Annotated in this window: 22 protein-coding genes; 20 read left to right on the top strand and 2 right to left on the bottom strand. The window is 49.4% G+C overall.

What is annotated here, in order from left to right:
• The first annotated feature begins 34 nt into the window (after positions 1–34).
• The 13 genes from I8U23_RS08260 (at position 35) to I8U23_RS08200 (ending at position 15688) form a co-directional block, all read left to right on the top strand.
• Positions 35–748, top strand: a complete 714-nt coding sequence (locus tag I8U23_RS08260; RefSeq protein ID WP_037995791.1) for a response regulator transcription factor — start codon at positions 35–37, stop codon at positions 746–748.
• Between the two features lie 56 nt (positions 749–804).
• A complete protein-coding gene (locus tag I8U23_RS08255) occupies positions 805–2778 on the top strand; it encodes a sensor histidine kinase (protein WP_037995789.1) in 1974 nt (657 codons plus the stop codon).
• Positions 2779–2976: 198 nt separating this feature from the next.
• Positions 2977–4158 (top strand): acetyl-CoA C-acetyltransferase, encoded by a 1182-nt coding sequence (locus tag I8U23_RS08250; RefSeq protein WP_198050901.1) that lies wholly within the window; start codon positions 2977–2979, stop codon positions 4156–4158.
• Positions 4159–4173: 15 nt separating this feature from the next.
• A complete protein-coding gene (locus tag I8U23_RS08245; protein WP_062843221.1) occupies positions 4174–5037 on the top strand; it encodes a 3-hydroxybutyryl-CoA dehydrogenase in 864 nt (287 codons plus the stop codon).
• A 47-nt stretch (positions 5038–5084) separates the two neighbouring features.
• Entirely contained in the window at positions 5085–6227 is a 1143-nt protein-coding gene (locus I8U23_RS08240) for an acyl-CoA dehydrogenase (protein WP_037995784.1), read from the top strand.
• Between the two features lie 29 nt (positions 6228–6256).
• Positions 6257–7399, top strand: a complete 1143-nt coding sequence (locus tag I8U23_RS08235) for an acyl-CoA dehydrogenase (RefSeq protein ID WP_037995782.1) — start codon at positions 6257–6259, stop codon at positions 7397–7399.
• 22 nt (positions 7400–7421) lie between these two features.
• Positions 7422–8405 carry a methylmalonyl Co-A mutase-associated GTPase MeaB gene (gene meaB, locus I8U23_RS08230; protein ID WP_049720721.1) on the top strand — a complete coding sequence of 328 codons (984 nt, stop codon included), beginning with the start codon at positions 7422–7424 and terminating at the stop codon, positions 8403–8405.
• Positions 8368–9018: a TetR/AcrR family transcriptional regulator gene (locus tag I8U23_RS08225; protein ID WP_037995778.1), complete on the top strand. Its 651-nt coding sequence runs from the start codon at positions 8368–8370 to the stop codon at positions 9016–9018. The genes meaB and I8U23_RS08225 overlap by 38 nt, the downstream gene beginning before the upstream one ends.
• Positions 9005–12235, top strand: a complete 3231-nt coding sequence (gene icmF, locus I8U23_RS08220; protein ID WP_049720720.1) for a fused isobutyryl-CoA mutase/GTPase IcmF — start codon at positions 9005–9007, stop codon at positions 12233–12235. Before I8U23_RS08225 ends, icmF begins: the two co-directional genes overlap by 14 nt.
• A 163-nt stretch (positions 12236–12398) precedes the next feature.
• Complete coding sequence (rpoE, locus tag I8U23_RS08215; protein ID WP_049720719.1) at positions 12399–12827, top strand: DNA-directed RNA polymerase subunit delta; 429 nt, start codon at positions 12399–12401, stop codon at positions 12825–12827.
• 143 nt (positions 12828–12970) lie between these two features.
• Positions 12971–14590, top strand: a complete 1620-nt coding sequence (locus I8U23_RS08210) for a CTP synthase (protein WP_037995773.1) — start codon at positions 12971–12973, stop codon at positions 14588–14590.
• Positions 14591–14704: 114 nt separating this feature from the next.
• Positions 14705–15010, top strand: coding sequence for a cytochrome C oxidase subunit IV family protein (locus I8U23_RS08205; RefSeq protein WP_037995771.1), 306 nt, complete (start codon positions 14705–14707; stop codon positions 15008–15010).
• 174 nt (positions 15011–15184) lie between these two features.
• Positions 15185–15688 (top strand): GNAT family N-acetyltransferase, encoded by a 504-nt coding sequence (locus tag I8U23_RS08200; protein ID WP_037995769.1) that lies wholly within the window; start codon positions 15185–15187, stop codon positions 15686–15688.
• Between the two features lie 44 nt (positions 15689–15732).
• On the opposite strand, the gene I8U23_RS08195 is transcribed toward I8U23_RS08200, so the two are convergent.
• Together I8U23_RS08195 and I8U23_RS08190 are read right to left on the bottom strand one after the other, a co-directional pair.
• Positions 15733–16659, bottom strand: a complete 927-nt coding sequence (locus tag I8U23_RS08195) for a ketopantoate reductase family protein (RefSeq protein ID WP_037995767.1) — start codon at positions 16657–16659, stop codon at positions 15733–15735.
• An 88-nt stretch (positions 16660–16747) separates the two neighbouring features.
• The gene (locus tag I8U23_RS08190; protein WP_049720718.1) at positions 16748–17653 is read right to left on the bottom strand and encodes a PIG-L deacetylase family protein; all 906 of its coding nucleotides are present in this window, start codon (positions 17651–17653) and stop codon (positions 16748–16750) included.
• Positions 17654–17913: 260 nt separating this feature from the next.
• Here I8U23_RS08190 and I8U23_RS08185 point away from each other — a divergent pair, with 260 nt between their 5' ends.
• The 7 genes from I8U23_RS08185 (at position 17914) to I8U23_RS08150 (ending at position 24863) form a co-directional block, all read left to right on the top strand.
• The gene (locus tag I8U23_RS08185) at positions 17914–18276 is read left to right on the top strand and encodes a response regulator (protein ID WP_037995764.1); all 363 of its coding nucleotides are present in this window, start codon (positions 17914–17916) and stop codon (positions 18274–18276) included.
• Positions 18277–18299: 23 nt separating this feature from the next.
• Entirely contained in the window at positions 18300–19532 is a 1233-nt protein-coding gene (gene kce, locus I8U23_RS08175; protein WP_232335486.1) for a 3-keto-5-aminohexanoate cleavage enzyme, read from the top strand.
• A gap of 87 nt (positions 19533–19619) precedes the next feature.
• Positions 19620–20474, top strand: a complete 855-nt coding sequence (locus tag I8U23_RS08170) for a class II fructose-1,6-bisphosphate aldolase (protein WP_037995760.1) — start codon at positions 19620–19622, stop codon at positions 20472–20474.
• 34 nt (positions 20475–20508) lie between these two features.
• The gene (gene fsa / locus I8U23_RS08165) at positions 20509–21156 is read left to right on the top strand and encodes a fructose-6-phosphate aldolase (RefSeq protein ID WP_037995757.1); all 648 of its coding nucleotides are present in this window, start codon (positions 20509–20511) and stop codon (positions 21154–21156) included.
• Positions 21157–21477: 321 nt separating this feature from the next.
• The gene (gene glpX / locus I8U23_RS08160) at positions 21478–22440 is read left to right on the top strand and encodes a class II fructose-bisphosphatase (protein ID WP_037995754.1); all 963 of its coding nucleotides are present in this window, start codon (positions 21478–21480) and stop codon (positions 22438–22440) included.
• Between the two features lie 72 nt (positions 22441–22512).
• Positions 22513–23784, top strand: a complete 1272-nt coding sequence (gene rho, locus I8U23_RS08155; RefSeq protein ID WP_037995753.1) for a transcription termination factor Rho — start codon at positions 22513–22515, stop codon at positions 23782–23784.
• 92 nt (positions 23785–23876) lie between these two features.
• The gene (locus I8U23_RS08150) at positions 23877–24863 is read left to right on the top strand and encodes a M23 family metallopeptidase (RefSeq protein ID WP_198050900.1); all 987 of its coding nucleotides are present in this window, start codon (positions 23877–23879) and stop codon (positions 24861–24863) included.
• Positions 24864–24925 lie beyond the last annotated feature (62 nt).

Below are 24925 nucleotides of genomic sequence, written 5' to 3'. Positions count from 1 at the left end.
TTGAGGAAAAAAAAGACAGGAAAGTGAAGCACAAATGCCAAAGATTTTGATCGTGGAGGACGAAGTGGAATTGGCCGGTCTGGTTGCAGGGGAACTGCGCCGCGACAGTTATGATACGTTGGTGGCCCACACGGCCGGCGAAGGATTGGAACTTTGGAAACAGGAGCAACCGGATCTGGTGATTTTGGATTGGGTTTTGCCGGATATGGAGGGAATCGAGGTCTGCAGAAAAATCCGGCAGAAATCGGTGGTGCCGATTTTGATGTTGACGGCCCGTGGCAGCGAGATGGAGAGGATTTGGGGACTGGATGTCGGTGCGGATGATTACATGATCAAACCTTTCAGCACCGGTGAATTGAGAGCCAGGGTTCGTGCCATGCTTCGCAGAATGGTTTTGATGGAACAGGAGAAGGGAAAACACGAACAGACCTGTATCGATTACGGGTTTATCCGCTTGAATGTGGAGACCCGTGAGGTTTTTTTGGAGGATTCCCTGCTGGAACTCACACCAAAGGAATATGAATTGTTGCACTTGTTTTTGGCCCACCCGGGCCGGGTGTTCAGCCGGAAATTTTTATTGGAACAAATCTGGGATTTGACGTATGATGGATTTGACCGGACGGTGGATACGCATGTATCGCGTTTGCGAAGAAAATTGGCGCCGTATTCAAAACATATTCTGACGGTGTGGGGAATGGGTTATAAGTTTGTGTTAAAAACGGCAAATAATGATTCATCACAGGAGTGAAAAGGTCTCTGCACAGCAGATGACCTTTTTTTAAAAGGGATTCGGGGGTCTCATTCATGCAGTTGAAAAGTTTCCAAAAAGCAGGAATCAAACGGGTATTGATTGAAACCTTTGCCCCGTTTTTGCTTTTATATGTGCTGATGCTCCTTTGGCAGGTCCGTACCTTTTATGAGTTGGTTTGGATGTATATATTGACGTTTATTCCCGAGTTTTGGATGAGTGTCTGGCCGGCTTATCGTTTCAAAAAAGGAGAAAATGCCAAAGAAAGTCTGGCTTTGTGGGCAAAGTTTTTGATCCCTTACCTGACGGGGGTTTTTTGTTTTGAATGGATCATGGAATGGCTGTTGAAACGGTTGCCCGTTTTCAAAGAATATCCGGTTCTTTTGCCGGACAATCAGGAAGTTTATATGGATTATGTCTGGATTTTGGCCATTGCGCTTTTCATCCTGGTTGCCTTCCGCCTGATCTTTTTCTTCCTGGGTGCCATTTGGGAATGGGCATCCGGCCGGTTGGTGCGCCAAATCACTTTATCACATGTCAATCTGTTTCTTTTTCTGGTGTTTTCCCTGGTTTCTTCTCTTGTTTTTTATACCGTCACCACCTATATCCCGAAAGTGGTCCGGGGCGAAAATGAAACGGTTCAAGTGGCCCGTTGGGCCTCCTACATGATGGAAAACCCACGGCTTCAGTCGTCGTTGCCCGAGTGGATCCGGCAGGTGGAATCCACGGCATGGAATGATTGGATTTTCCGGTGGTCTCCTTATCAGGTTGAACGGTATTGGACCATTTACAACCAAAAAGGCGAGTTGGTGGCCGACAGCACTTATCCGTTTTTGAAAGAAGCCCTGATCTCACAAGCGGCCCATCACGAAGAAAAAGCGTTTATCCGGGAGGTGCTGAAGACGCAAAAAATGATCAGCATCCCGTTAAAAAGCGGGAGCCGGTATATGACGGCCGCTCCGATTTACGGACACGACGGGCAAATTTTGGGCGTGGTCAATCAGATGATCCGCTTTGACGATTTCTTTTACGTGGATGCAGTGGTGTTGACCATGTTCTTTTCGTTTTTGTTATCCATTCCGCTGATCCTGTTGACGGTTTTGCTCGCGTTCGTCATTGCTCTACCGTTTTCCTATCTTCATGCCCGCTTTGTCACCCGCCGGGTCGTCCAGGTGGGGGAAGCCGCCAAAGCCTGGTCCCGGGGAGATCTTGCTTTTCGGATTCGTGACGAACAAATTGATGAGCTGGGAATCTTGAGCCGCCAATTGAATCAGCTGGCCGGATCTTTGGAGGAAACGACGCAGAAGTTGCACAATGAAAAGAGACAAGTGGAGAGTTTATTGCGAAGCAAACAGGAGTTTGTCGCCAATGTTTCCCACGAATTGAGGAATCCCCTTGCCATTATCCAAGGGTATGTGGAACAACTGCACATGCATGACCCGTGGAAGGAGACGAAAGAGGTTCAAATCTTGAAACGAGAAGTCACCCGGTTGCAAAGGATGATTGATGACCTTTTTGTCATTGCCACCGAAGATGAAAAAAAATCGCTTGCTTCTTTTTTACAGCCGGAAACAACGCAGGTGGCCGGACTCATCAAACAAAGTCATGAAACTTTTTCCCGGATCGCATGGCAAAGCAAAAAAGTAAGTATTTTATTGGAGATCGAGCCCAAATTGCCCCTGATCCGGGTGGACCGGAAGAGGTTGTCGCAAATGCTGGACAATCTGATCCGCAATGCATTGCGTTTCACCCCGAGCGGATCGATGATCAAATTATCGGCAAGGCCGGCGGGGAACCACTGTGTCATTGAAGTGCAGGATACGGGGATGGGGATTTCCGAGGATGAACTTCCGTATATTTTCGAGAGATATTACCAGGGAAAAACCGGAGGGCGCGAACACGGGGCAGGGCTGGGGCTTGCGTTGGTCAAAGAATGGGTGGAGGCCATGGGCGGAAAAATTGAAGTGGAAAGCAAGGCCAATCAAGGCACTTTGGTTCGCCTTTGTTTTCCTGTGATGGATTCCAAATAACCGCACGCAACGTGCGGATTTTTTTATAGAAAATTTTATCTATACAGAATAAAGCATTTTATGGTAATAAATAAATTCGATTAACTATTGTTAAAAATAATAATTTCCGGTAAGCTAATGAATGAAGGCGTTTTCAACGTATGCCAGCATATCGAACGAACGCTCGATAGAGTGCCTATTTACCGGAGGTGAAGAGATTTGTCCGAATCGGTGATTTTGGGTGGTGCACGAACTCCGATCGGGAAACTCGGAGGAGGATTAAAGGACAAAAAAGCAGTGGAATTGGGTGGCACGGCCATCCGGGCCGCTCTGGACAAAAGTGGTGTGCCGGATCAATCGGTGGACGAAGTCATCATGGGGATGGTTTTGCAAGGCGGAGCCGGACAAATTCCCTCCCGCCAGGCCGCCCGGCTTGCAGGGTTGAGCTGGGAAGTGGGAACGGAGACGATTAACAAAGTCTGCGCTTCCGGTCTTCGCAGTGTGACCTTGGCGGATCAGATTTTGCGGGCCGGCGATGCCGGATTGATGGTGGCAGGCGGCATGGAGAGCATGAGCAATGCGCCTTATGTTTTGCCCGGCGCGCGTTTTGGTCATCGGATGGGCGACGGGAGATTGGTGGATTTGATGGTGCATGACGGTTTGTGGTGTGCATTTCACGATGTTCACATGATCATCCATGGAAGCAATACGGCCAAAGAACAAAACATTTCGCGGGAAGAGCAGGATGAATGGGCTTTGAGAAGCCATGAACGGGCATTAAAAGCCATTCAATCCGGCTTCTTTGCGGAAGAGATTGTTCCGGTCACCGTCAAAACCAGAAAAAGTGAACATGTCGTGGATCAGGATGAATCGGTCCGGCCGGACACCACACTGGAGAAATTGGCTGCTTTAAAGCCCGCTTACCAAAAAGACGGCACCATTACAGCCGGAAATGCCCCCGGGGTGAATGACGGTGCTTGCGCATTGGTGGTTTCCACCGCCAAAAAAGCGGAGGAACTGGGCGTAAAACCATGGGCACGCATCTTGGGGCATGCATCCGTGGCGATGGAAGCCAAAGACTTTCCCATCACACCGGCATATGCCGTCCGGAAACTGTTAAACAAGCACCAGTTGTCGCCCCAAGACATTGATTTGTATGAAATCAACGAAGCTTTTGCCGCGGTGGCCCTGGCCAATCAAAAACTTTTGGGAATCGATGCGGAAAAACTGAATGTCAACGGGGGTGCCGTGGCATTGGGGCATCCCATCGGAGCCAGCGGTGCACGCATTCTTCTCACCCTGATCATGGAATTAAAACGTCGTGGCGGAGGATTGGGGGTTGCCGCCATTTGCAGCGGAGCAGCCCAAGGAGATGCCGTCTTGGTCCGGGTGGATGGATAGAAAGGGAGTGGAATGATGGAAATTAAACGGATTGCAGTGATCGGTGCCGGGCAGATGGGGAGCGGAATTGCCCAAGTGGCTGCCCAATCCGGTTTTTCCGTTTCTTTGCATGACGTGGCTGAAGAGCAGGTGAAAAAAGGACTGGCGCGGATTGAAGGTCTCTTGGAAAAAGGAGTGGCCAAAGGGAAGTGGACCGGGGAAGAAAAAGAGGCGGTGTTGTCACGGATTCAAACCACCGCGGATTTGCAGGAAGCGGTCAAGGATGCGGATCTGGTGATTGAAGCCGTGGTGGAAAACATGGAAGTCAAAACCGATTTGTTCCGCCGGTTGGACCAATACAGTCCGAAGTATGCGATTTTGGCCAGCAACACTTCTTCCCTGCCCATTACAGAAATTGCCGCAGCGACTTCCCGCCCCGAATCGGTCATTGGCATGCATTTTATGAACCCGGTTCCGGTGATGAAATTGGTGGAAGTGATCCGGGGATTGGCCACATCGGATGAAGTGAATGAAACCGTGAGGAATTTGGCGGAAAAGATGGGGAAAGTTCCGGTGGAAGTCAACGATTTTCCAGGCTTTGTGTCCAACCGCATCCTGATGCCGATGATCAATGAAGCCATTTATGCCGTGCATGAAGGCGTGGCTTCGCCCGAAGATGTGGACACTGTCATGAAACTGGGGATGAACCATCCGATGGGGCCGCTGACGTTGGCGGATTTTATCGGATTGGATACCTGCCTGTATATCATGGAAACCTTGTATGAAGGGTTTGGCGACAGCAAATACCGCCCGTGCCCTCTGTTGAGAAAATATGTGAAAGCCGGCTGGCTCGGAAAGAAAAGCGGTCGCGGTTTTTATCAATATGACAATGAAAAATAGAGAAAAAGCATCCTGAACTTTCATTTTCACGGAGTGGAGTGATTCTCATGCGGCTTTCCTTTACGGCTGAGCAAGAAATGATGCGCAAGATGGTGCGGGACTTTGCAGAAACGGAAATCGCTCCGTTGGTAAACCGCATGGATGAAGAAGACCGGTTTCCGGGAGAAATTGTCAATAAAATGGCACAACTCGGTTTGATGGGAATTCCGATTCCCGAGGAGTGGGGAGGAGCAGGAGCGGATTTTATCTCCTACATCCTTGCACTGGAAGAGATCTCGAAAGTCAGTGCCACGGTTGGCGTGATTTTGTCGGTTCACACTTCCGTCGGCACGATGCCGATTTTGACATACGGAAATGAGGAACAGAAAAAGAAATACGTTTCCCGTCTGGCTGCCGGCGAGTATCTCGGGGCTTTTGCCCTGACCGAACCCCAAGCCGGCTCGGAGGCTTCCAATCTTCGGACCAGTGCCCGGAAAGCAGGAGACAAATATATTTTGAACGGGAACAAGATCTTCATCACCAACAGTGGGGAAGCGGATGTATATGTCACGTTTGCCGTAACCGATCCCGATCAGGGTTCCAAAGGGATTTCGGCCTTTATTGTGGAGAAAGACACGCCCGGCTTCCGTGTCGGTAAAAAAGAGAAAAAGATGGGTTTAAATGGTTCCAATACGTGCGAGCTAATTTTTGAAGACGCGGAAGTACCGGCAGAAAACCTGCTGGGAAGCGAAGGGCAGGGGTATGAAGTGGCTTTGTCCAACCTGGCGGGAGGACGGATCGGCATTGCCGCGCAAGCCATCGGAATTGCCCAAAGAGCGATGCAGGAGGCACTTTCCTATGCCAAAGAACGGAAACAGTTTGGCCGGCCGATTGCAAAGAAACAGGCCATTCAATTCAAACTGGCCGACATGGCCACGCAAATCGAGGCGGCCCGTCTCTTGATTTACCAGGCAGCGGAGAAAAGGCAAAAAGGAAAACCGTGCAAGAAAGAGGCATCCATGGCCAAGATGTTTGCATCGGATACGGCCATGAAGGTGACCACCGAAGCGGTCCAAATTTTCGGCGGGTATGGTTATACGCGCGAGTATCCGGTCGAAAGATTGTTTCGTGATGCGAAAATTACGCAAATTTACGAAGGCACCAATGAAATTCAACGGATTGTCATCGCCGGCGAACTGTTAAATGGTTAGAAAACGATGATGGATGGGAGTGAAACCCGATGGAGTTTCAGTTGAGTGAAGAGCATGAAATGATGCGCAAGATGGTGCGTGATTTTGCATTAAAAGAAGTGGCCCCGTCTGCAGCCGAACGGGATGAACAAGAGAGGTTCGACCGTACCATTTTCGAAAAAATGGCAACGCTCGGACTGACGGGCATTCCCTTTCCCGAAGAATACGGCGGAGGCGGAGCGGACTTTTTGAGTTATGTGATTGCCGTGGAAGAGTTGTCCCGGGTTTGCGCGTCCACCGGAGTGACCTTGTCGGCGCATATTTCCCTGGCCAGCTGGCCGATCTTTAAGTTCGGCACCCCGGAGCAGAAAGAACGGTTTTTGCGTCCGTTGGCCGAAGGAAAGAAGTTGGGCGCCTTCGGTTTGACCGAACCGGGATCCGGTTCCGATGCGGCGGCCATGAAAACCACCGCCGTCCGCGACGGGGACGACTATGTTTTAAACGGCAGTAAAATTTTTATCACCAACGGGGGAGAAGCAGAGATTTATGTCGTTTTTGCCTTGACGGATCCGTCGCTGAAACATAAGGGAACCACGGCATTCATTGTGGAAAAGGGAACTCCCGGCTTCTCCATCGGAAAAAAAGAAAAAAAATTGGGGATCCGGTCGTCCCCGACCACGGAAATTTTGTTTGAAGACTGCCGGATTCCGGCGAGCCAGCGCTTGGGGGAAGAAGGAGAAGGATTTAAAATCGCCATGATGACGCTGGACGGGGGCCGGAACGGGATTGCCGCCCAGGCGGTGGGAATTGCGCAGGGCGCTTTGGATGAGGCGCTTTCCTATGCCAAAGAACGGCATCAATTTGGGAAACCGATCGCGAAAAAGCAAGCCATTCAATTTAAACTGGCCGATATGGCCACCCAGATTGAAGCGGCCCGCCTTTTGACTTACCAGGCTGCTTGGAGGGAATCCGAAGGCATTCCTTACGGAAAGGCATCGGCCATGGCCAAATTGTTTGCCGGGGATGTTGCCATGCAAGTGACGACGGAAGCCGTTCAAATCTTCGGCGGCTATGGATACACCCGTGAATATCCGGTGGAGCGCATGATGCGTGATGCAAAAATCACACAAATTTATGAAGGAACGAATGAAATCCAACGTGTCGTGATCGCAAACCACTTGTTAAAAGAATAAACCGTCTCCGGGAGGGGGAGTGATGGAGAGTTGGATCCAAGCCATCAGGCAAAAAAACAAGCGGAAGATTGCCCGCCTGATCACACGGATTGAAAATCAAGATCCGGATGCGGACCAATGGATGGAAGCGATTTATTCCAACACCGGAAATGCATACATTGTCGGGATCACCGGTTCGCCGGGGGCCGGCAAAAGCACGTTGTTGGACGAAGCCATCTCTTATTTGCGTCGCCAAAACTTGACGGTCGGGGTCATCTCCATTGACCCCTCCAGCCCCTATACAGGTGGGGCCATTCTGGGGGACCGGGTGAGAATGACCCGCCATTCCCTGGATGAGGGGGTTTTTATTCGGAGCATGGGAAGCCGCGGATCTTTGGGCGGCATTTCCAAATCCGCCAGAGACGCCGTCAAAATTTTGGATGCGGCCGGCTATGACCTGATTTTATTGGAGACGGTGGGAGTCGGGCAGGCCGAACTGGATGTGATGCATGTGGCCGATACCGTGTGCCTGGTTCTCAATCCGACCGCCGGGGATGTTATTCAGGTGTTTAAAGCCGGAATCATGGAAATTGCCGATTTGTTTGTCATCAATAAAGCCGATTTACCGGGAGCCGGACGCTTGGAATCGGAGATCAATGATTTGCTCGATTTGTCGAAGCAAAAGGAAGGCTGCTGGCGCCCTCCCATTGTCCGGACGATTGCGACACGGGGGGAAGGAATTGAGAAATGGTGGGAAGCGATTGAACGGCACCGCCGCTACTTGGAAGAAAACGGGGAATTAAAGAAGAAGCGGAAAAAACAGTTGGAGCTGGAAACCCGCCAAATCATCGAAGAATCTGTCCGGCGCCTTTTGGAGAGGGCATGGAGGAGTCCGGATTGGAAAAAAGATTTGCAAAATCTGGAATCCCGTGAGATCAGTCCGCGGAAGCTGGCTGAAAAATGGATCGGGGCATTGGGGAGGGGAGTCTGTGAAGAAACATTCCAAACTGATTCCTTCGATGATTAAGAATGAGCGTTTGATCGAACAAAGGCGGGAACAGATCATCGAAGGGGCGGTTCGGTTATTCGTGGAAAAAGGCTTTCACAAAACCACCACTCGTGAGATTGCCAGAGAATGCGGACTGTCCATCGGGACCATGTATGAATACATCCAGAGCAAAGAAGACGTTCTTTATCTGGTCTGCGAGCACATCCATTCCAAATTGGAGAGCCGGTTGCTGAAAGTCATGAACGAAGAAGACACCGGAATGGAATCATTGCAAAAAAGCTTGAAACAATTGTTCCGAGTCATGGATGAGATGCGCTCCTTGGTTCTTTTGATTTATCAAGAAACCAAATCATTGCCCAAAGACAAGATGAAATATGTATTAAAAAAAGAAGAAGAGATCACCAATTTATTTTCCCGAATTTTAGAAAAAGGAATGAACGACGGAACCATCCGAATCGATCCTTCCTCCATCAAGTTGATGGCCCACAATATCATGGTGATCGGCCAAATGTGGACGTTTCGCCACTGGGCGTTGGGGCGCGAGTATGATGTGGAAGAATACACAAAGCGGCAAATGGCTTTGTTGTTGGGAGAATTTACAGCAGGAGGCGATCGGGATGCAGGGGATTAAAACCAAGTATGCCATTCGGTTTGTGACCGCTGCGAGCTTGTTTGACGGACACGATGCTTCGATCAATTTATTCCGCCGCTTGTTGCAACAGGCCGGAGTGGAAGTGATTCATCTCGGACACAACCGGTCCGTGGATGAAATTGTGGAGGCCGCCATTCAGGAAGATGTGCAGGGGATCGCGGTTTCTTCGTACCAAGGCGGGCACATGGAATTTTTTAAATATATGATCGATTTGCTCAGAAAACGCGGCGCCGGCCATATTCAAGTGTTCGGCGGCGGGGGAGGCGTGATTGTCCCGCGGGAAATCAAGGAACTGGAAGAGTATGGCGTCAAAAAAATCTTTTCCCCGCAAGACGGGAGAAAGATGGGATTGGAAGGCATGATCCAAACCATGGTGGAGACGACGGATTTCCCCACGGTTCGCGACATTTCCCGGGAAATGAGTCGTGCCAAGAAAGGGGATAAACAAGCGATTTCCCGTTTGATCACTTGGGTGGAGGATGATCCTGACCAGCGGGCAAGGCTGGGGGAACAGTTATCCAAAGAATTGCAGGGATTTGTTCCGGTCATCGGGATCACCGGGACGGGGGGAGCCGGGAAAAGTTCATTGACCGATGAATTGGTCCGGCGTTTTATCCATGACTTTGAAGACAAAAAAATTGCGATTTTGTCCGTCGACCCCTCCAAGCAAAAAACGGGAGGCGCGTTGTTGGGGGACCGGATCCGCATGAATTCCGTCCATCATCCCAGGGTTTACCTGCGAAGCCTGGCCACCCGGAAAACCCGGTCGGAATTAAGCGGCGGAATCAAAGAAGCGATTCAAATCTTAAAAGTGGCCGGATATGATCTAGTGATTGTCGAAACCAGCGGAATCGGGCAGGGAAATGCCGATGTGGTCGAAGTAAGTGACTTTTCCGTTTATGTGATGACATCGGAATTCGGTGCGCCTTCCCAGCTGGAAAAAATCGAAATGCTGGATTACGCCGACATGGTGGCCATCAACAAATTTGACAGGAAAGGATCGCAAGATGCCCTCAGAGACGTGAAAAAACAATACCGCCGCAATCATCAGTTGTTTGACGCCGATGATGAGGAGATTCCGGTTTATGGCACGATGGCTTCCCGGTTTAATGATCCCGGAACCAACCGGTTTTACCAGGAAATGATCCGGAAATTGAATGAAAAGTTTGATCTCGGTTGGGAAACCAAAGTAAAAGCCCCGGTTTCGGAAATGGACATCCATCATATCATCCCTCCGGAAAGGAGCCATTATTTAAGGGAAATTGCGTCCACCGTGCGGAAATACCATCAAGAGACGGAAGCGCAGGCAAAGCTGGCCACAAGGCTTTATCAATTAAATGGAAGCCTGCAATGCATGAAGGAAGAAGCGGCCGGGGAAGAAAGCCTGACGGAACGTTTTAAAGAGACCATTCAAAAAATTGAGGAACGCCTCACCCCGGAGAACCGGAAATTGCTGGATGAATGGGGTTTGTTGGCCGATGCCTACCGGCAGGATCGATTCACCATCAAGGTGCGCAACAAGACAAAGGAGATTCCTCTTTATACCAAAACGTTGGCCGGAAGCAAAATCCCCAAGGTGGCCTTGCCCCGGTTTGAGGATTGGGGAGAACGTTTACGCTTTTTGCGCAAGGAAAATGTTCCGGGGAGATTCCCGTTTACGGCCGGTGTGTTTCCGTTTAAAAGAACGGATGAAGACCCGAAACGGCAGTTTGCGGGAGAAGGAACGCCCGAACGCACCAACCGGCGGTTTCACTATTTGTCAAAAAATGATCAGGCCAAGCGGCTGTCCACCGCTTTTGACAGTGTGACCCTTTACGGGGAAGATCCGGACGAACGCCCGGACATTTACGGAAAAGTGGGTGAATCCGGCGTCAGTGTTTGTACCTTGGAAGATATGAAAAGGTTGTTTGAAGGCTTTGACCTTTGTGCTCCGAACACCAGTGTGTCCATGACGATCAACGGGCCGGCCCCCATTCTTTTGGCCATGTATTTCAATACGGCGATTGAGCAGCAGATGGTACAATTCCGCAAAAGGGAAGGACGGGAGCCCACGGCTGAAGAGGCGGAGGAAATCAAGAATCAGGCTCTGAAAAAGGTGCGCGGAACCGTTCAAGCCGATATCTTGAAAGAAGACCAAGGGCAAAACACCTGCATTTTCTCCACTGATTTTGCGCTGAAGATGATGGGGGACATCCAGGAGTACTTTATTAAAAAAGGCATCCGCAATTATTATTCGGTCAGCATCAGCGGTTATCACATTGCTGAAGCCGGCGCCAATCCCATTACCCAGCTGGCTTTCACTCTCGCCAATGCCTTTACCTATGTGGAGTATTATTTGAGCCGCGGAATGAAGATTGATGAATTTGCCCCGAATCTTTCCTTCTTCTTCAGTAACGGATTGGATGCGGAGTATGCCGTGATCGGCCGGGTGGCGCGCCGGATTTGGGCCATTGTGATGAAGCATTTGTACGGAGCCAATGAGCGGAGCCAGAAATTAAAGTATCATATTCAAACTTCGGGCCGTTCCCTGCATGCGCAAGAAATGGACTTTAATGACATCCGGACGACTCTGCAGGCATTGATGGCCATTTATGACCAATGCAATTCGTTGCACACCAATGCCTATGATGAAGCGATTACCACACCGACCGAGGAATCGGTTCGCAGGGCCATGGCCATTCAGTTGATCATCATGAAGGAACTGGGGCTTGCCAAAAATGAAAATCCTTTGCAAGGCTCCTACATCATTGATGAACTGACGGATTTGGTGGAAGAGGCCGTCCTCTGTGAATTTGAGCGGATCAGTGACCGCGGGGGCGTGCTGGGGGCCATGGAAACCCAGTATCAACGGGGGAAAATTCAAGAGGAATCCTTGTTGTATGAAACGAAAAAACATTCCGGCGAGTTGCCGATCATCGGCGTGAATACTTTTGAAAACCCCAATCCCCCGGAAGATGTGGAAGTTCCGCTCAGCAGGGCCACCAAAGAGGAAAAAGACCTGCAAATCCGCCGTCTCCGTGAATTCCAGGAAAAACACCGGGAAGAGGCGAAAGTTGCGCTGGAGCGTTTGAAAAAAACGGCCCGCGAAAATGGAAACATTTTTGCCGAGTTGATGGAAACCGTAAAAGTGGCAAGCTTGGGCCAAATCACCCGTGCTTTGTATGAGGTGGGAGGCCAGTACCGCCGGAATATGTAAAGGTTTTCATGTCCGGGATGGAGACGGTTGTTGCTCCATCCCTTTTTTTGAGCCGTCCGGCTTTGGATGTTTATGGTTGACTTCACCTGTTTTTTGGATAAAATAGTTGTACTAGAAACAGGATATACGGTCTTCACCTCTGGATGGAAGGATGTGTCCGAATTTGAGTGACAATCTCGCTGTGGAAAGAGTGCGAGAGACTGCCATGGTTGATTTGGCTTACGACCTTTTGAAACAAAAGGGAGAAGCAATGCTGTACCGGGATATCATGGGCGAAGTTTCGAGCATGAAAGGGTTTACAAAGGAAGAAGCCGAGCATTACATCGCCCAGCTTTACACCGAAATCAACATTGACGGAAGGTTTGTCTGTGTCGGCCGCAATTTGTGGGGATTGAGGGAATGGTATCCGACGGACCAAGCGACGGATTCCGCGGTTGCAGCCAACGTCAAAGAAGACGACGAATATCATGACCTTGATGAAGAACTGTTTGATGAGGAAGAAGAAGAGTTGGGCGAGATCGAAAATACGGAAGATGAATTTGCAATGGATGAGGAAGAAAATGAATTTGACGACGGGGATGAAGTGATTTAGTTGCTTGACAATCGTCATTTCCTGCGATAAATTATTTTCTGGGCTCGTTATGAACGGAAATAAAAGAGCGCCCCTTGATTGGGGGCGCTCTTTTCTATTTTGCGAAAAGAAAGGGCATCCTTGTCTATAGGAGGAAGATAAAAATGGCGAAATATATTTTTGTTACCGGTGGTGTGGTTTCTTCTCTGGGGAAAGGGATTACCGCTTCTTCCCTGGGAAGATTGTTAAAAAACAGAGGACTGAAAATTACCATCCAAAAATTTGACCCTTATATCAACGTGGACCCGGGAACCATGAGTCCTTACCAGCACGGTGAGGTATTCGTCACGGACGACGGGGCGGAAACGGACTTGGATTTGGGCCACTATGAACGATTTATCGATATTAATTTGACAAAAAACAGCAATGTGACAACGGGAAAAATTTATTCATCCGTCATTAACAAAGAACGCCGCGGGGATTACTTAGGGGGGACGGTTCAGGTCATCCCTCACATTACCAATGAAATCAAGGACCGGGTCTTCCGTGCGGCCCGTGAGACGGGCGCCGACGTGGTGATCACGGAGATCGGCGGTACTGTCGGGGACATCGAAAGCTTGCCTTTTTTGGAAGCCATCCGTCAAATCAAAAGCGATGTCGGCCGGGAGCATGTCATGTATATCCACTGCACCTTGGTGCCAATGATGCGGGCCAGCGGCGAATTGAAAACGAAACCGACCCAGCACAGTGTGAAGGAACTGCGCAGTCTCGGCATTCAACCCGATGTGATTGTTTGCCGGACCGAATATCCTCTTTCGGAAGAACTAAAAAATAAAATCGCCTTGTTCTGTGACATTGATCGTGAAGCGGTGATTGAAGTGCGCGATGCCGAAACCCTTTATGAAGTCCCGCTGATGATCCAGGAGCAGGGGCTGGATGAAATTGTGGTCAAGCGGTTGGGCTTGGAATGCGGACCGGCGGAAATGTCCGAGTGGTTGGAGCTGGTCAACAAAGTGAAAAACCTGACCCATCAAACACGCATTGCCATCGTCGGAAAATACGTGGCTTTGCATGATGCTTATATGAGTGTGGTTGAAGCATTGCGTCATGCCGGCTTTGACCGGGATACGGAGATTGACCTCAAATGGGTCAATTCCGAAGACGTGTCCGATTCCAATGTCCATGTTCTTCTCGGGGATGTGGACGGCATTCTGGTCCCCGGCGGATTTGGCGACCGCGGAATTGAAGGAAAGATCTCGGCGATCCGGTACGCAAGGGAACAGCGGATTCCTTTCCTCGGCATCTGTTTGGGTATGCAGATGGTTTGTGTGGAAGGCGCCCGGAACCTCCTGAAACTGGAAGGGGCACACAGTGCGGAATTTGATGCATCGACGCCTCATCCGATTATTGATTTATTGCCGGAACAAAAAACGATCGAGGAAAAAGGCGGCACCATGCGCCGTGGCTTGTATCCGTGCAAGTTGGTTCCCGACAGCCTCGCACATCAGGCATACGGATCGGATTTGGTGTACGAACGCCATCGCCATCGTTACGAATTCAACAATGAATACCGGAAAGCGTTGGAGGAAGTGGGATACGTGTTCTCGGGAACTTCACCGGACGGAAGACTGGTCGAGATTGTGGAGTACAAAGATCATCCGTGGTTTGTGGCTGCTCAGTTCCATCCGGAATTTGTATCACGTCCGACGCGTCCGCAACCGCTGTTCCGTGAATTTGTAAAAGCAGCACTTCAAATGCATTTAAAGCCGCAAGTGGAAGTTTGAGGCGAAAAACCCGGCTGATTTCAGAGCCGGGTTTTTTGTATAGGGATTCGCAAACATTGGCTATTTTCTGTATAATAAAAATAATCAGATTGAAAGAGCGGGGGTGCTTCCGGTTTGAAGACACAACTGCAAAACGAAGTGAAGCCGGTCAGGCAAAAAAGTGATACCGCTTTCAAACACGTGGTTTCTTTTTTATTCATGATTGTCCTGACGGCCGTTTCGTTTCTGGCCGTGATTAATCAATGGTTCAGTTTGCAGGGAACGCTCTTTGTGATTCTTTTTTTGGCGGCTGTTCAAGTGATTTTGCAGCTTTATATTTTCATGCATCTGGATCAAAAAGGGTACGGGATGATGAGGATTTTCATCTTTTTCGGTCTGTTGTGCGGAACGGTTTGTGCCGTGGGGATTCTCCTCATGTAATGGGGGAGAAGTGTTCATAAAATGGTTAAATAAGGATTTGATTCATCGTTGTATTCGCTTTGCAGCCTGGTATAATTTTGTGTTGGAGCTGTCATGTCATATGACAGCTCTTTTTTTTCGGGACTTTTATTATTGATTTTTTTGCGCAAATTAGTGACAACAGGAGGGACAGAAATGGAATTTGCAAAATCCGTACCATCACAAACCGATGAAGTTTTCCAAGTATACAAAGAAGCCACCAAAATCATGAATGCCAATAATATTTATCAGTGGTCTGAAAATTATCCGGTACGGGAGGATATTGAAAAGGATATCCAAAGCGGAAATTTATATGTGCTGATGAACGAAGGGGAAATCGTTGCTTGTGTTGTGTTGGATCAACATCAGGAACCGGAGTATGATCACATACCGTGGGAAGATTCATCCGGGCGGTTTTTAGTTGTTCACCGGCTTTGTGTGAACCCAAAGTACCAAGGAAAAGGAATTTCGCGCACTTTGCTGGCGGAAATCGAACGATTTGCCAAAAAAGAAGGGTATGCCAGCATCCGGCTGGATACCCAGATGATCAATGAAAAGGCCATGTATTTGTATGAATCTTGCGGTTACGAGAAAAGAGGAAAATTTTATTTTCCCCGTCATGATGAGCCGTATATGGCTTTTGAAAAACGGGTGACTTAGAAACAAGCAGGACAGCAGGTTTCACGAGGTGGAGCCTGCTTTTTCTATTGACTGGATTTCTCAAGTTCTTGCTGATAAATCGACAACCTGCTGTAGACCGCTTTTATGAGCGGCAGACGGGCATCTCCGGGTGCCATTTTGAGCAAGGCCCCGTGGAAATGGTCGGATTCCACCGGCTTTCCTTTTTCCATGTCCCTCAACATGGAAGATTTCATGCTTGGGGAAAGGGATTCCATGTTGTGGAGGATTTTTCCGGCCAGGGTGGTCGGGATTTCCGGTTCCTGATGATGGGCAACCGAGACAATCTCCTCCAGCAGCTGTTGGTACATTTCTTTTCCGTAAGGTGCGGAAAGGATCGGACCGATACTGCTGTTCATCAGGCAGGTCATTCCGCTCATGGCGCTGATGAAAATATATTTTTGCCACATTTCAATCCGGATTTTTTGGCTGTATCTCGCGTCAAAACCGGCACCATCGAACAACGCTTGGATGTCAAGGATCCGTTTTGTCACATCTCCGTTTAATTCGCCGTAAACGATTTCATGTTGCGGGCTGTATTGTTCAATCTCCCCTTTGTCATTCAAGGTGGATTCAATAAAGCATAATCCGCCCAGAATCTTTTCAGCGCCGAATTCGTTTTGTAACTGCTGAATGTGAATGATCCCGTTTAACAGGGGGAGAATGGTGGTGTTTTCCCCGACATACGGCTTCAAATCATTGAGAGTCTTCGTTAAGTGATAAGCTTTAACCGAGAGGATGATCAGGTCAAAAGCGGGGGCCGGTTGTCCGGCGGTCAGGGTTTTCACTTTTAATTCGGCATTGCCGTTGACGCTTTTGATCACCAACCCGTTCTGCTCCAATTGCTCTTGTCTTTTCTTTCGCACCAGGAAGGTGACATCTTCTCCTTTTTCAACAAGCCTTCCTCCGAAATATCCGCCTACCGCACCGGCGCCAACCATCAAAACGCGCATCGTATTCCTCCTTTTGTCAAACAAAGGTCCTCTTGTAAAGCTATTGTAACAAAGGACCGGGCGAGGAACCCAGACCTTTGTCTGCCGATTAATAATGATATGTATTTTGGTTATTTTTCATTAATTGCAGAAACTGGCTTTTGACACTGTGATAGCCGATTTGGTACCATCCGTTTTTCGGATCCCACTTGCCGTATACTTGGACGGCACGCTTGATTTTATTTGCATCCTGCGGAACCAGCAGTTTCATTGTATATTCTTTTTGTGTGGGTTTGTATTTTGTGAACCGTGTTTTGTAAATGGAAAGAAAATATAAAGTTTTTTCGCCCTGGATTTTGCCTTCTTTCTCAAATTCGCTCAGGACTTTTCCCAGCATCCTGTGATCCGGATGGTAATCCTCGATGCTCATCGTCCGGAAGTGGGCGTCCGGAAAACGTTGCAAAAGCTCGTCCACAATTTCGCGAATCTCTTGTTCCTGTTCTTCAAACCGGTCGTTTTCAAGATCATAGACATGGACGTGATCTTCAGGAATCCCCAAAAGCTTGGCAGACTCTTTGAATTCCCGGACCCGGGCTTCCCCCAGATCGTCCACGGTGAGATAGAGATCCTGGTAGTGTTCTTTTTCCGGATCATGATATCGCTTGTGCAGAGGGCAATAAACCGGCGTTTTAAAGAGGAAGGGCTCTTGGTCGGAGTCTTTGAATCCGTTGATCAAAAAGCGGGCGCGGGAGTGGCCGCCGGGACTCATCAAAACCAAATGCACATCATAGCGCAAGCGGATGTGGTTGACGATGTCGACACCCATGGACAACAATTCATCATCGGCATGAGGGACCAAATACACCACTTGCGGCTGGTGAGACAGGTCGGATCCGTCCCCGCTTAACGCATGCAGTTCTTGATCCTCCAGAGCGGATACTTTGTGAAAAATGAAAAAAGCGGAGAATAAAAGGACGGCCAGCCCTGTGATGATGGGAAACCATTTCCATTTCATGAATGTCTGCACCTACTTTGTCCAAATAAAACTCTTTTGCAATGAATTTATTATACGATGAAAAGAGTCCCTCTTTTATAAGCTCATTTTAAAATTTAAAGGAATTTTCGTGGGAGAAGGGGGTGTCGCATTTTTCGCCAAGAAGCAGGAAATAAGTGAAGGAATCGATAAATATTAGTCATAAATCCCTTTTGATGTTCGAAGATGCAAAATGGAAGCGGGGTTTGCAGGGACGGATCTGAGAGGAGGCAAGAGGTGAAATGGATAAAAAAATACTTGTGGTGGATGATCAATACGGAATCCGACTTTTGCTTCAGGAAGTGTTCTCCAAGGAAAATGTACATATTTTTCAAGCTTCCAACGGAAAACAGGCACTTGAAATCATACAAGCGGAAAAGCCGGACCTCATATTATTGGATATGAAGATGCCGGGAATGGATGGTTTGGAACTGTTAAGGCGTTTGCGGAAGTTTAACACCGAATCGAAGGTGATTATGATGACGGCTTACGGCGAATTGGATATGGTTGCCGAAGCCAGCCGACTCGGGGCGCTCACCCATTTTACCAAGCCGTTTGACATTGAAGAGCTGCGTACGGAAGTGTTAAAGCAACTGGCATCATAATGAGAATAAAGGGGATCATCAGGATGGAAGCAAAAATTCGCTTGCGGATGAGTCAGTCGGATGCACATTACGGGGGCAATCTGGTGGATGGAGCCCGGGTGATGTCTTTGTTCGGGGATGCCGCGACGGAACTGTTGATACGCCATGATGGCGACGAAGGGTTGTTTGTGGCTTATGACCAAGTGGAATTTTTGGCTCCTGTTCATGCCGGCGATTTTATCGAAGTGACCGGACGGATCGTCAAAGTGGGAAACACGAGCCGGAAAATGACCTTTGAAGCGGTCAAGGTCATTGAAGGCGGCATTGACCCCGCTTGCCCCGTCCCGTGCCCGGGTGCTCAAGGAGCCGGTGGTGGTTGCCAGAGCTTCCGGAACTTGTGTGGTTCCGAAAAAGAACCGGACCGGATCATCGGTTTGAAGGAGGGAGCCGGTTTGCAAAAGCTGATCATTACGGCGGCGTTGGTGGGGGCGGAAGTGATGAAAGAGGACACCCCCCATCTTCCGGTTACGGCGGATGAAATTGCCGCTCAAGCCGAAGAAGTGAGAGAGGCGGGCGCATCGGTTGTCCATCTTCATGTCCGTGACGAAAACGGCCGTCCCAGCCAAGATCGTTCGCTTTATCAGGAAGTGATCGAAAAAATTCAAAAACGGACCGATCTCATTGTGCAAGTTTCCACGGGCGGGGCGGTGGGGATGTCTCCGGATGAGAGGTTGCAGCCCCTTTCTTTGCGTCCGGAGATGGCCACGTTGACAACGGGAACCGTCAATTTCGGTCGGGAAGTGTTCATGAATTCTCCCGCGCATCTCACCCGATTTGCGGAAGAATTTGAACGGTACGGGGTCCGGCCTGAATTTGAAATCTTTGATGTGGGAATGATAGCTAATGCCTTGAAGCTTGTGAAAGGAGGCTATTTTACCGGTCATCTTCATTTTGATTTCGTGATGGGGGTTCCCGGTGCGATTCCGGCCACGGCGGAAAACCTGCTCCATTTGATCCGCCAGTTGCCGGAAGGGGCGACCTGGACGGTGGCGGGAATCGGGAGGCACCAATTGCCCATGGCTGCACTCGGCGTGATTTTGGGAGGGCATGTACGCGTCGGTTTGGAAGACAACATTTATTACCGGAAAGGGGAACTGGCAACCAATGTCCGGCTGGTCGAGCGCGTGGTCCGGATTGCCGGGGAACTGGAGCGGAAGGTGGCAACCCCGGATGACGCCAGACAAATATTGCATTTAACAAAGAGTCGGTTTTATTAAGGAAGTGCATCTCTTTCTACCCAATCCTCCGATCAAGTGTTATAATGTCAAAATGATGATTTTTTGAACTGAAGGAGGCTACATATCATGCCACTTGTATCGATGAATGCCTTTTTGCCGCAAGCCAAAAAAGAAGGTTTTGCTGTCGGGCAATTTAATGTAAACAACCTGGAATTCGTGCAAGCCATTATCGAAGCCGGGAAAGAAGAACGTTCCCCGCTCATTTTCGGAGCCAGTGAAGGTGCCATCCGCTACATGGGGTTGAACAACGTGGTGGCATTGGCCAAAGCCGCTGCGGAAGAAGCTGATGTACCCGTCGCCCTTCATCTGGACCACGGAAGCAGCTTTGAAGTGGTGATGAAATGTATCCGGGCCGGATTTTCTTCGGTGATGTTCGACGGTTCCCATTATCCGTTTGAAGAAAACATCCGCCTGACCAAAAAAGTGGTCGAAGCTGCCCATGCCGTGGGGGTATCTGTGGAAGGAGAATTGGGAACCATTGGTGGTGTGGAAGACGATTTGAACGTTTCCGAAGAAGATGCCGCATTGGCGGATCCGGAGCAAGCCATCCGCTTCTGGGAAGAAACCAAAGTGGACGCGATGGCGATTGCGGTGGGAACGGCTCATGGCATGTATAAAGGAGAGCCGAAAATCCGCTACGACATCATTGAAAAAGTTGCCAGCCAAATTGAAGCTCCGATTGTTCTGCACGGCGGTTCTGGCGTGCCGGACGAATCCATCCAAAAAGCCGTTTCCCTGGGTGTCGGAAAAATTAATGTGAATACGGAAAACCAAGTTGCCATGGTGAAAGTGGTTCGTGAGTTGCTGGATAAAAACCCGGATATGATCGATCCGCGCAAATACCTCGGGCCGGCCCGCGAAGCCATCAAAGAAACCGTTAAAGCAAAAATGCGTTTGTTTGGAAGCTCCGGCAAAGCGTAAGCGATTGAACAATTATGGTTAGAAGGTGGTTGCGATGAAATTTTTTTTAGATACGGCCATTGTTGATGAAATTCGCCAGGTTCATGAATGGGGACTGTTGTCCGGGGTAACCACCAATCCCAGCCTCATTGCCAAATCAGGACGGGATTTTGAAGAAGTGCTCAAAGAAATCACGGAGATCGTGGACGGTTCGGTCAGCGCGGAGGTCCTCAGCCGTGACGCGCAAGGGATGATTGAAGAAGGAGAGCGTCTCGCTTCGATTTCGGACCAGGTGACGATTAAAGTCCCGATGACCGTAGAAGGATTAAAAGCCGTCAATCATTTTGCCAAAAAAGGGATCCATACCAACGTCACTTTGATTTTTTCCGCCAACCAGGCCTTGATGGCTGCCCGGGCCGGAGCCACCTATGTCAGCCCCTTTATCGGCCGTCTGGATGATATCAGCCAGGACGGAATGCAATTGATCCGGCAAGTGGCTGAGATTTTCCGGATTCACGACATTTCCTCACAAATCATTGCGGCCAGCATCCGTCATCCGGTGCATGTGACGCAAGCGGCCCTGAACGGGGCACATATTGCCACCTTGCCGTATAAGGTGTTGGAACAAATGGTTCGTCACCCATTGACGGATCAAGGGATTGAAAAGTTTGAGGCCGATTGGGAAAAAGTGAAACAATCTTGATCGCAGACGGGTTTGGCCGGGAAGGAATCTCCCGGCCGGACTCCCCTTTTAACCGGTACATTCCTATTTTTGGGATTTTTCACTCTACTGTTTTTGATAGTCATGATTTATAAATATCTTCGTCGTTCCCTCGCATTTTCTGTGCACAACCACTTTGTGTTCTCGTGATTTTCTTCACCGAAAAGGCGTTTCCTCCATCGAGATATCAAAAAATTGATCCATCCCCGTACAATCGTGTAACATATATCATAAATATGTTACTCTGATTGGGGGTTTTGTTGTCGTTTTGATGTTTATTTTAAACAGGTGAGGGGATCGATCATGGAAAGAAGTTTAACGATGGAACTGGTGCGTGTGACCGAGGCGGCCGCTATTGCTTCCGCACGGTGGATGGGCTGCGGCAAGAAAGACGAAGCGGATGAAGCGGCAACAGAAGCGATGCGCAAAGTGTTTGACACGATTCCGATGCGCGGGACGGTTGTCATCGGCGAGGGAGAAATGGATGAGGCCCCGATGCTATACATTGGAGAAAAAGTGGGCTTGGGTTATCTCCCGGAAGTGGATGTGGCGGTGGACCCGCTTGAGGGCACCAATATTGTCGCTAAAGGTTTGTGGAATGCGCTGTCGGTGGTGGCGATTTCCGACAGCGGCGGATTGTTGCATGCCCCCGACATGTATATGGATAAAATTGCCGTGGGGCCGCAAGCCGTTGGACAAGTTGATATTGATGCGCCGGTGGAGGATAATTTGAAGGCGGTTGCCAAAGCAACCGGCAAGGATGTCGAAGATTTGGTGGCGGTGGTGCTTGACCGCCCGCGACATGCGAAACTGATCGAGGATATCCGCAAAGCGGGGGCGCGGATCAAGTTGATTCCGGACGGGGACGTGGCTGCGGCGATTCATACCGGATTTCCCGACACCGGGGTGGATATTTTGTTCGGGGCCGGCGGTGCTCCGGAAGGGGTTTTGTCTGCCGTTGCATTAAAATGCTTGGGCGGGGAAATCCAAGGCCGGCTGTTGCCGGAAAATGAGGAGCAATATAACCGCTGTGTTCAAATGGGGATCAGTGATCCGGGCAAAGTCTTGCGAATGGAAGATTTGGTCAAGGGGGATGATGCGATTTTTGCAGCGACTGGGGTGACGGACGGCGAATTGTTGAAAGGCGTCCGTTACAAAGGAAACCTGGCCAAAACCCATTCGTTGGTGATGCGTGCAAAAACCGGAACCATCCGTTTCATGGACGGAACGCATAAACTTGAGAAAAAACCAAATCTTATTTTATAATTTTCTCCTCTTCCTCTTTCTGATCCGGAAAGAGGAAGAGAATTTCAATAGAATCGAGTGGTGATGCGACACATGGAGCTCACGTTAAGTGATTTGGAAAATCGCCGCTTGGTGGATTTGTATAAGCTGGCGAAAGAATATCAAATTCCGTACTATTCACAGATGAAAAAGAAAGAATTGATTTTTGCGATTTTAAAAGCCAAGGCGGAAAAAGACGGATATATGTTTATGGAGGGTGTGCTGGACATCCTTTCCGAGGGATACGGTTTTTTAAGGCCGATTAATTTCCTTCCGTCCTCCGAGGATATTTACATCTCCGCTTCACAAATCCGCCGCTTTGATTTGCGGTCCGGAGATCTGGTGTCCGGTAAAGTCCGGCCTCCGAAAGAAAATGAGCGTTATTTTGGATTGCTTCATGTAGAAGCAGTCAATGGCGAAGACCCCGACATTGCTGCGGAAAGGCTCCACTTTGCTGCGCTTACTCCTCTTTACCCGCAGAAACGTCTCTTTTTGGAAACCACCCCAGATCGGATTTCAACGCGGATGATGGATTTGATCGCCCCGGTCGGTTTGGGACAGCGCGGTTTGATCGTCGCTCAGCCCAAAGCCGGCAAAACGATGCTGTTAAAAGAAATTGCCAATAGTATTACCACCAATCACCCGGATATCGAATTGTTCGTCCTGTTGATTGACGAACGGCCCGAAGAAGTGACGGACATGCAGCGGTCCGTGGATGCGGAAGTGGTGAGTTCCACTTTTGATGAGTTGCCGGAAAACCATGTTAAAGTGGCGGAGCTGGTTTTGGAAAGAGCCCAACGTCTGGTGGAACACAAAAAAGATGTGGTCATTTTGCTGGATAGTATTACACGCTTGGCACGAGCCTATAACCTGGTGATTCCCCCGAGCGGACGGACTTTGTCCGGCGGAATCGATCCGGCTGCTTTGCACCGGCCGAAAAGATTTTTCGGTGCCGCTCGCAACGTGGAAGAAGGCGGCAGCTTGACCATTTTGGCGACGGCGCTGGTGGATACCGGGTCGCGGATGGATGATGTGATTTATGAGGAATTTAAGGGAACGGGGAACATGGAACTTCATTTGGACCGCCGTCTGGCCGAGCGCAGAATTTTCCCGGCCATTGACATCCGCCGCTCCGGAACGCGCCGTGAGGAATTGTTGCTCAGCAAGACCGAACTGGAAAAGTTGTGGATGATTCGCAAGTCATTGAATGATTCTTCTGATTATACAGAAGCTATGGTGAAACGGTTGAAAAACACCGAGTCGAATGAGGAATTCCTCGCTTCGATCGAGTTCAAGTCCCATCGCACCAAGACATCGGTCTCTTAACGCCGGCTTGTTGTCATATTAAAGAAATTCCTCACATAAAGATAAAACCGGGTGAACTTCACCCCATCCATTATCTTCTGTGAGGTGCTAAAATGTCTTCAAAACGTGCCTTATTGGCTTCTTCCTTAGCCATCTGTTCAACATCGGCTTCATGGATGATGGGGACGGATAAGCATCCGGTTTATGCCCGGGAATTGGCCGATGGAGCTGATCCGGAACCGGAGAAGGAGCAGATTGCACAGGAAGCAATGTACCAATTTTTAAGCCCCATTTCTCAGGTTGCCGAGGGGAATTTGGCTGCCACGGTGGAGACAAAGCCTCTCACTTATCGTGTGCAAAAGGGGGATACGCTGTCACAGATCGGCCGATTGTTCGGAATCCCTCATCAAGAGCTGGTCCGGTTCAACCGGTTGGAAAACCCGGACTTGTTATACATTGGTCAGGAGATCAAAATTCCTTTGGCGAAAAAATGGGTTCGCTTGGAGTCCGGGGATACCTTGTCGGCTTTGGCCGAGACGTACCATACATCCCGTGAACTGTTGCTTTATTTGAACCCGAAGCTGAAGGAGGCCCCGCTCACGTATGCCGGGCAACTCATTGCCGTTCCCGAGAAATGGAGGGAAAGCATTCCGGGGTCATGGCCGAAAAAAGCGAATGCGAACAAAAAGAAAAAGAATACGATCCGGTTGGCAGACCGTGAAGGGGCTTATGTGTTCCGGTGGCCGGTCAATGGGCAGATCACCAGCAATTTCGGCTGGCGAAACGGCCGTCAGCATAAAGGGATTGATATTTGGAACGCAAAGAAAGCCAAAGCTGAAATTTGTGCATCGTTAAGCGGAGTCGTGATCCAGGCGGGTTATTCCGGATCTTACGGAAATCTTGTGGTCATTGACCATGGCGGCGGATGGGTCACTTATTATGCACATCTCAGCCAAATTTTGGTCAGCAAAGGCCAGGAGATTGAAACAGGGAACGTTTTGGGGATGATGGGACAGACCGGTCGTGCCACGGGTTATCATTTGCATTTTGAGGTTCGCAAAAACGGGAAAGCGATTAATCCCTTGCGGGTTTTAAAATAACTTGCTCTCATATTGGTTTATTTTTATGGAAGGGCACACTCTCCTGAAACCGGAGAGTGTGC

This window comes from Thermoactinomyces sp. CICC 10735, assembly GCF_016055175.1.
GTDB lineage: Bacteria > Bacillota > Bacilli > Thermoactinomycetales > Thermoactinomycetaceae > Thermoactinomyces > Thermoactinomyces vulgaris.
The sequence above is the reverse complement of the archived record's forward strand: the minus strand, read 5'-3'. Positions and strand labels throughout refer to the sequence as shown.